1 protein-coding gene is annotated in these 8,107 nt (G+C 70.1%); it reads right to left on the bottom strand.

Annotated features, from left to right (window positions below):
- Positions 1 to 8,107, bottom strand: an 8,107-nt coding sequence (locus tag ACWC5C_RS41950; protein WP_450884609.1) for a type I polyketide synthase, incomplete at both ends; no start/stop codon positions are given.

The raw sequence follows: 8,107 nt of genomic DNA, 5'->3' as shown, positions 1-8,107 counted from the left end.
TCGTTGCCGCCTGCGAGGAATTGCCATAGTTGGTCGGGGGAGTTGATGTCGCCGGGGAAGCGGCAGCTCATACCGACGATCACGATCGGATCGTCCTCAATGGCCCCCGCAGGACTGCCCCCGTACACGACGCGTACGGCATCGGCCTCCGACCCGAACAACTCGGTCCGTATGTGCCGGGCCAGAGCGATCGGGGTCGGGTAGTCGAACACGGTGGTCGCCGGGAGCCGGAGTCCGGTCGCGGCGCCGAGCCGGTTGCGGAACTCCACGGCCATCACCGAGTCGAAGCCCAGCTCCATGAACGCACGGTCGGCCGGGACGGCCTCCGGCGTGGCGTACCCGAGGACCACCGCCATGTGCCGACGGACGATCTCCAGGAGTGACTCCTCCTGCTCCGCCTTGCCGAGATCCGCCAGACGGTTGGCCAGAGCGGACGGGCTGCCGGTCCCCGAGTCGTCGGCACTCGTACTGGCACCGGTGTCGATCAGTTGTCGTACTTCGGGGAGGTCGGTGAGGAGGGGGCTGGGTCGGGTGGCGGTGAAGGCGGTGTAGTGGCGTTCCCAATCGATCTCGGCAATGGTGATGACGGTGTCGCGTTGTTCGATGGCGGTGCGTAGGGAGGCGATGGCGAGTTCGGGGTCGAGGGCGGGGACGCCGTGGCGTCGGGCGACTTCACCGGCTTCCGTTTCTCCCATGCCGTTGCCGGACCATAGGCCCCAGGCCACGGAGGTGGCGGGCAGGCCTTGGGCTCGGCGGTGTTCGGCGAGTGCGTCTACGAAGGCGTTGCCCGGTGCGTAGTTGCCTTGGCCGGGTGTGCCTGCTGTTCCCGCCATGGAGGAGAAGAGGACGAACGCGGACAGGTTCATGTCGCGTGTGAGTTCGTGGAGGTTGAGGGCGCCGTCGGCTTTGACGCGGAGTACGCGGTGGAGTTGTTCGGTGGTGAGTGAGTCGACGGTGGCGTCGTCGAGGAGGGCTGCTGTGTGGATGACGGCGGTCAGGGGGCCGGTTTGGTGGATGAGGTTGGAGAGTTGGTGGCGGTCGGCGACGTCGCAGACGGCGACGGTGACTTTGGTTCCGGTGGTTTCGAGGTCGTGGATGAGTTGGGGTGCGCCGGGGGCGTCCTTGCCTCGGCGGCTGGTGAGGATGAGGTGTTCGGCGCCTTGGTGGGCGAGCCATCGGGCGACGTGGCTGCCGAGGGCGCCGGTTCCGCCGGTGACGAGGATGGTTCCCTGGGGTGTCCAGGTGGGTGCCTCGGGGGTGAGCGGGGGTGCGTGGAGGAGCCTGCGGCCGTAGGCACCGGCGGCCCGGATGGCCACCTGGTCCTCACCGGTCACACCGGACAGCACCCGGGCCAGGCAGTCCTGTGCCCGTGGAGTGACGCTCTCCGGAAGGTCGATCAGGCCGCCCCAGTGCAACGGCTGCTCAAGGGCTATGACCCGGCCGAGCCCCCACACCAGGGCCTGCGGCATTCCGCTGATGGCGTCGTGAAGCCCGGTCGACATCGCCTGTCGAGTCATCGCCCACAGCGGAGCCACCACCTCGGCATCGCCCATGGCCTGCGACAGCAGCACCGTCCACGCGTAGCCGACGGGTACCGACGCGAAGGTCGGATGCGGCCGCTGGTCAAGGGCCACCAGCGAGACCACACCGCTGACGTCGACCGCGTCCCGTAGCCGCTCGGCCAGTGCGGCGCGCTCCAGCTCGCCTTCGCCCAGGATGAGGAGCGACGGCTTGGCTCCGTGGGCGGCCAGCGCCTCGGTCGTGCCCGTGACCCACGCGTGCTCGGCGTCGGCCTCGGAGACCACGACGAGCCACCGGCCCGACAATGCCGCAGGCTGGTTGCCGGTCAGCGGCTTCCACTCGGCGCGGTAGCGAAGGGACTCCAGCGCGGACCGCTCGTGCCGCTGGCGACGCCAGGCCGACAGGGCGGGCAGGAGACCGCTCAGCTGCTCGCCGTCGACCCCGAGGGTCGTCACGAGCGAGTCGATGTCCTCTTGCTCGACCGCCGCCCAGAACTCACCGTCCGCCTCCGCCTCCGCCACCGGTACGACGGCCTCGGTGGTCCGCTCGATCCAGAAGCGTTCCCGCTGGAACGGATACGTCGGCAGGCCGACGCGCCGGGCGTTGGCCGTGGCGAACACCGCCTGCCAGTCCGCTTCGACGCCGAAGACCGACAGCTCGGACAACGAGGTCAGGAAGCGGCGGAGATCTCCTTCACCACGGCGCAGGGTACCGGCCGCCACGACGGTCGCCTCGGCCGCGTCGGCGGTGTCCCGTACCCCGGCCAGGAGGACGGGGTGGGGGCTGGCCTCGACGAATGCGGTGTGGCCGAGGGTGAGGAGGTTTTCGATGGTGCCTTGGAAGTCGACGGTGTGGCGGAGGTTGCGGTACCAGTAGGCGGCGTTCAACTCTGCTGTGTCCGTGAGTGTGCCCGTCACGGTGGAGTAGAAGGGAACGGTGCCCGTCCGGGGTGTGACCGGCGCGAGTGCTTCGGCGAGTTCGTCTTCGATGCGCTCTACGTGGTCGGAGTGGGAGGCGTAGTCGACGGGGATGCGTTTGGCCTGCGGATACTCGGCGAGGAGTGTGTCGAGTGTGTGGTTGTCGCCGGAGACGACGGTGGAGGCGGGTCCGTTGATGGCGGCGATGGACAGCCCGTCCCGGTCACGCAACTGCTCTGCGGGGAGGGGTACGGAGACCATGCCGCCGTGGCCGGAGAGGGCCAGCAGGGCCTTACTACGCAGCGCTACGATGCGGGCGCCGTCTTGGAGAGAGAGCCCGCCTGCGACGCAGGCTGCGGCGATTTCTCCTTGGGAGTGGCCGATGACGGCGGCTGGCGTGATGCCGTGGGAGCGCCAGAGTTCGGCGAGGGAGACCATGACGGCCCACAGCACGGGCTGGACCACATCGACCCGGCGTAGTGCCTCTTCGTCGTTGAGGGCGTCCAGGAGTGACCAGTCGGCGAACGGGTCCAGTGCGGCGGCGCACTCTCGCATCCGTTCGGCGAAAACGGTCGAGGTGTCGAGGAGTTCGTGTGCCATGCCGGTCCACTGCGAACCCTGACCGGGAAAGACGAACACTGCCTCGGCCGACGAACCGGCGACACCGGTCACGACCCCCTGCGCGGGCTCACCGCTCGCCACCGCGTCCAACGCGTGCAGCAGCTCCTCGCGGTCCGCGCCCAAGACCACCGCGCGGTGCGGCAGCTGCGTCCGGGTCGAGACCAGGGACCAGCCCACGTCCACGGGGTCGAGATCCGGCTGCCCGGTCACCAGGGACCGCAACCGCTCGGCCTGCGCCCGCAGCGCGGCGTCGTCATGTCCGGACAGCACCCAGGGAACCGCAGGCAGTTCGCCCCGCTCGGCCTCGGACGAGGGCTCCGCCACCGCTTCCGCCTGTTCGAGGATGACGTGGGCATTGGTGCCGCTCACACCGAACGAGGACACGCCTGCCCGGCGTGGGGCGTCTGTCTGCGGCCAGTCGGTGTGTTCGGTGAGCAGTTCGACGGCGCCGGTCGTCCAGTCGACGTGGGGGGTGGGTTCGTCCACGTGGAGGGTCTGGGGCAGTACGCCGTGGCGCATGGCCATGACCATCTTGATGACACCGGCGACGCCTGCGGCGGCCTGAGTGTGGCCGATGTTGGACTTGAGCGAACCGAGGAGCAGGGGGCGGTCGGCGTCGCGGTCCTGACCGTAGGTGGCCAGCAGCGCCTGTGCTTCGATGGGGTCGCCGAGTGTGGTGCCGGTGCCGTGTGCCTCGACCGCGTCGACATCGGCTGTCGACAGGCGGGCGTTGGCCAGGGCCTGGCGGATCACACGCTGCTGCGACGGGCCGTTCGGAGCGGTCAGACCGTTGGACGCACCGTCCTGGTTGACGGCGGAGCCTCGTACGACCGCGAGGACCTGGTGGCCGTTGAGCTGGGCGTCGGACAGCCGCTCCACGAGGAGCATGCCGACGCCCTCGCCCCAGCCGGTGCCGTCCGCAGCCGCGGCGAACGCCTTGCACCGGCCATCGGCGGCCAGGCCTCTCTGACGGGAGAACTCCACGAAGGTGGCCGGTGTCGCCATGACGGTCACGCCACCGGCGAGCGCGAGCGAGCACTCGCCGTTCCGCAGCGCCTGGACCGCCCAGTGCAGGGCGACCAGCGAGGACGAGCACGCCGTGTCCACCGTCACCGCCGGGCCTTCGAGGCCGAAGGTGTAGGAGAGTCGGCCGGAGACGACACTGCCCGCGTTGCCGGTCAGGAGGTATCCCTCCGACCCTTCCGGCAGTTCGCCGTTCCCGCCGCCATAGCCCTGAGTGGACGCACCGACGAACACACCGGTCTGGCTGCCCTTGAGCTCGGCCGTGGAGATACCGGCCCGTTCGAACGTCTCCCAGGCCGTCTCCAGCAGCAGTCGCTGCTGCGGGTCCATCGCCATCGCCTCGCGAGGGGAGATCCCGAAGAGGCCCGCGTCGAAGTCAGCGGCGTCGTAGAGGAAGCCGCCCGCCCGCGCGTACGACCGGCCCGAACGCTCGGTGTCGGCGTCGTAGACGCCCGCGAGGTCCCAACCCCGGTCGGTGGGAAATGGTGAGATGGCGTCGCTACTCGAACTCACCAGCTCCCAGAGCGACTCGGGGGAGTCGACCCCGCCGGGGAAGCGGCAACTCATGCCGACGATGACGATCGGGTCGTCGTCCACCGCGCGGACCGCGACCGGCGCGAGGATCTCCTCGGCGAGGCCCAGAAGTTCCCGGCACACGTGCTCCGCCAGCGCCGTCGGGGTCGGGTAGTCGTAGATGACCGACGCGGGCAGGGTCAGCTCGGTGGCGGAACCGAGCCGGTTGCGCAGCTCCACGGCCATCAGCGAGTCGAAGCCCAGTTCCTGGAACGGCCGGTTCAGGTCGACCGCGGCCGACTGCGCGTGCCCCAGCACCTCGGCGACCCGCGTCCGTATCAGCTCCGTGACGGCCCGGTTCCGCTCCTCCGGCGGCATTCCGGCCAGCCGCGCAGCGAAGGCGCCGACCGGCCCGGCGGTGTCCGAACGAGCCTCCGCCACCGCTGCCTGTGCCTCTGCCTCTGCCTCTGCCATGAGTCCGCTCAGCAGAGGGCTCGGCCTCAGCGCCGTGAAGCGCGGGCCGAAGCGCGCCCAGTCGATGTCGGCGACCACCATCGCCGTCTCGTCGTCGCTCATCGCCCGCCGCAGCGCCGCGATCGCGAGCTGCGGCGCCATGGCCGACACGCCGCGCTCGACGAGGAACTCCTCGCCGCCCTCGGCCATGCCGCCGCCGTCCCACATGCCCCAGGCCACGGAGGTGGCCACCAGGCCGTTGGCCCGGCGGCGATGTGCCAGCCCGTCCAGGAACGCGTTGGCGGCGGCGTACGCGGACTGGTTGCCGCTGCCCCACACACCGGCGATCGACGAGTACAGGACGAACGCGTCCAGATCCCTCTCGCGCGTCAGCTCGTCGAGAAGCTCCCCGCCGACGACTTTCGACCGCACGCTCTCGGCGAATTCGGCCGGGGCCAACCCGTCGACCGCGCCCCAGCTCGGCACGCCTGCGGCGTGGATGACGGTCCGGAGGTCGGGGATGGTTTCGAGGAGTGCGGTGAGGGCGTCGCGGTCGGTGACGTCGCAGGTGGCGATGGTGACGTGTGGGCCCATGGCTTCCAGTTCGGTGGCCAGGTCCTGGGCTCCGGGGGCTTCGATGCCTCGGCGTCCGGTGAGCACGATGTGCTCCACGCCGGTGCTGGCGAGCCAGCGGGCGACATGGCCGCCCAGGGCGCCCGTGCCACCGGTCACGAGTGCGGTGCCCCGGCCGTGCCATTCGGCGGGCTCGGGAGTGGCGGGAGCCATGCGGCTCAGGCGGCAGGCCCATACGCCCGTGGGACGGATGGCGAGCTGGTCCTCGTTGGTGGCGCCGGAGAGGATTCCGGCCAGCGCGATCCCGCACTGTTCGTCCAGAGCCGTGGGGAGGTCGATGAGCCCGCCCCAGCGGTCGGGGTGCTCAAGGGCCACCACACGGCCCAGACCCCACACCTCGCTCTCGTAGGGGTCCACGGCGTCGCCGTCGGCCACGCCGACCGCGCCCCGGGTGACGGACCACAAGGGTGCTTCGATCCCGGCAGTGCCGAGAGCCTGCACGGTCGCGACCGTCGACTCGACAGACAGCAAGGACACCACGCCCGCGACCGGATCCGGATCCGGGCCGGCGGCAGCGACCGGTGTCCGGGTCAGTTCCGCCAAGGACATGGCGCGCACATCGGCTCCGGCCGCGCGCAACGCGGCGGCCACGTCGTCACCGGAAGCCACGTCCGTACGGGCGGTCGCGCCCGGCTCGGTGATCACCCACCAGACGCCGGACAGCGCGGCCCCGGTCCCTTCGGGAACATCGGTGACCGGTGTCCACGTCAGCCCGTACCGCCACCGGTCGGCGTCCGGCAGCTGCCGGTCCGGGCGCAGCCAGTAGCGCTCGCGCTGGAACGCGTACGTGGGCAGCTCCACCGGCCGGGCTCCCGGGAACACAGCACGCCAGTCCACCTCCATGCCCCGGACGAACAGTCCACCCAGCGCCGTCATCAGCGTGACCGCCTCCGACCGGCCGGGCCGCAGCGCCGGGACCCCGTCACCGTCCGCCAGTGACGACAACGAGCCGTCGGGGCCGAGTTCGAGGAAGGTGGTGGTGCCGAGGTTGCGGAGGGTGTTGAGGCCGTCGTTGAAGCGGACGGTGTTGCGGACGTGGCGGGTCCAGTAGTCCGGGGAGCGCAGTTCTTCTCCGGCGATCGTGCCGGTGAGGTTGGAGATCAGGGGGATGTTCGGGGTGTGGAATTCCACGCTCTGGAGTACTTCGGTGAACTCGGTGAGCATGGCGTCCATGCGCGGTGAGTGGAAGGCGTGGCTGACGTGCAGCCGTCGTGTCTTCACCCCGCGCGCGGTCATGGTGTCGATGACATGCCCGACCGCTGCCTCGTCGCCGGAGATCACGACCGACGACGGGCCGTTCACGGCGGCGATCGCCGCTCGCTGGTCGTCCAGGAGGGGGAGTACGTCGGTTTCTGGTGCGGCGATGGTGGCCATGGCGCCGCCGGTGGGGAGGGCTTGCATGAGGCGGCCGCGTGCGGCGACCACCTTCGCCGCGTCCGGCAGGGACCATACGCCTGCGAGGTGGGCGGCGGTGAGTTCGCCGATGGAGTGGCCGAGGAGGTGGTCGGGTGTGATGCCCCAGGAGGTGATGAGGCGGTAGAGGGAGACTTCGAGGGTGAAGAGGGCGGCTTGGGTGTAGAGGGTTTGGTTGAGGAGTTCAGGGTCCTGGCCCCACACGACTTCGGTGAGTGGCCGGTCGAGGTGGGCTTCCAGTTCCTCGCATACCTCGTCCCAGGCCTGCTGGAACACCGGGAACGCGTTGTACAGCTCCCGGCCCATGCCGAGGCGTTGGGAGCCCTGGCCGGTGAAGAGCATGGCCAGCCCGCCGGACACCGGAATACCGGCGACCAGCGAGTCCAGGCCGTGGAGGAGTTCGTCGCGGTTCGTGCCGACGACCACGGCGCGGTGCGACAGCGTCGCGCGGGTGGAGGCGAGCGACCAGCCGATGTCTGTGGGGGCGAGGTGAGGGTTGTCTGTCGTGTGGGCTTTCAGCCGTCGGGCCTGTGCGTGCAGTGCGGCTTCGGTGTCGCCGGAAAGGATCCAAGGGACGACAGGCACGGCGGGGGGAGCGTTGTGGTCGGTTTCCTGCTCGGTTGCTGTTGTGGGTGCTTGTTCGAGGATGACGTGGGCGTTGGTGCCGCTGACGCCGAAGGAGGAGATGCCCGCACGTCGGGGAGTACCCGTCTCCGGCCAGTCGCGGTGCTCCGTCAGCAGCTCGACGGCGCCGGTGGTCCAGTCGACGTGGGGGGTGGGTTCGTCGACGTGGAGGGTCTGGGGCAGGACGCCGTGGCGCATGGCCATGACCATTTTGATGATACCGGCGGCGCCTGCGGCGGCTTGGGTGTGGCCGATGTTGGATTTGATCGAGCCGAGGAGGAGGGGGTGGTTGGTGTCGCGGTTTTGGCCGTAGGTGGCGAGGAGGGCTTGGGCTTCGATGGGGTCGCCGAGTGTGGTGCCGGTGCCGTGTGCTTCGACGGCGTGGATGT

It is taken from the genome of Streptomyces sp. NPDC001700, assembly GCF_053596435.1.
The sequence above is the reverse complement of the archived record's forward strand: the minus strand, read 5'-3'. Positions and strand labels throughout refer to the sequence as shown.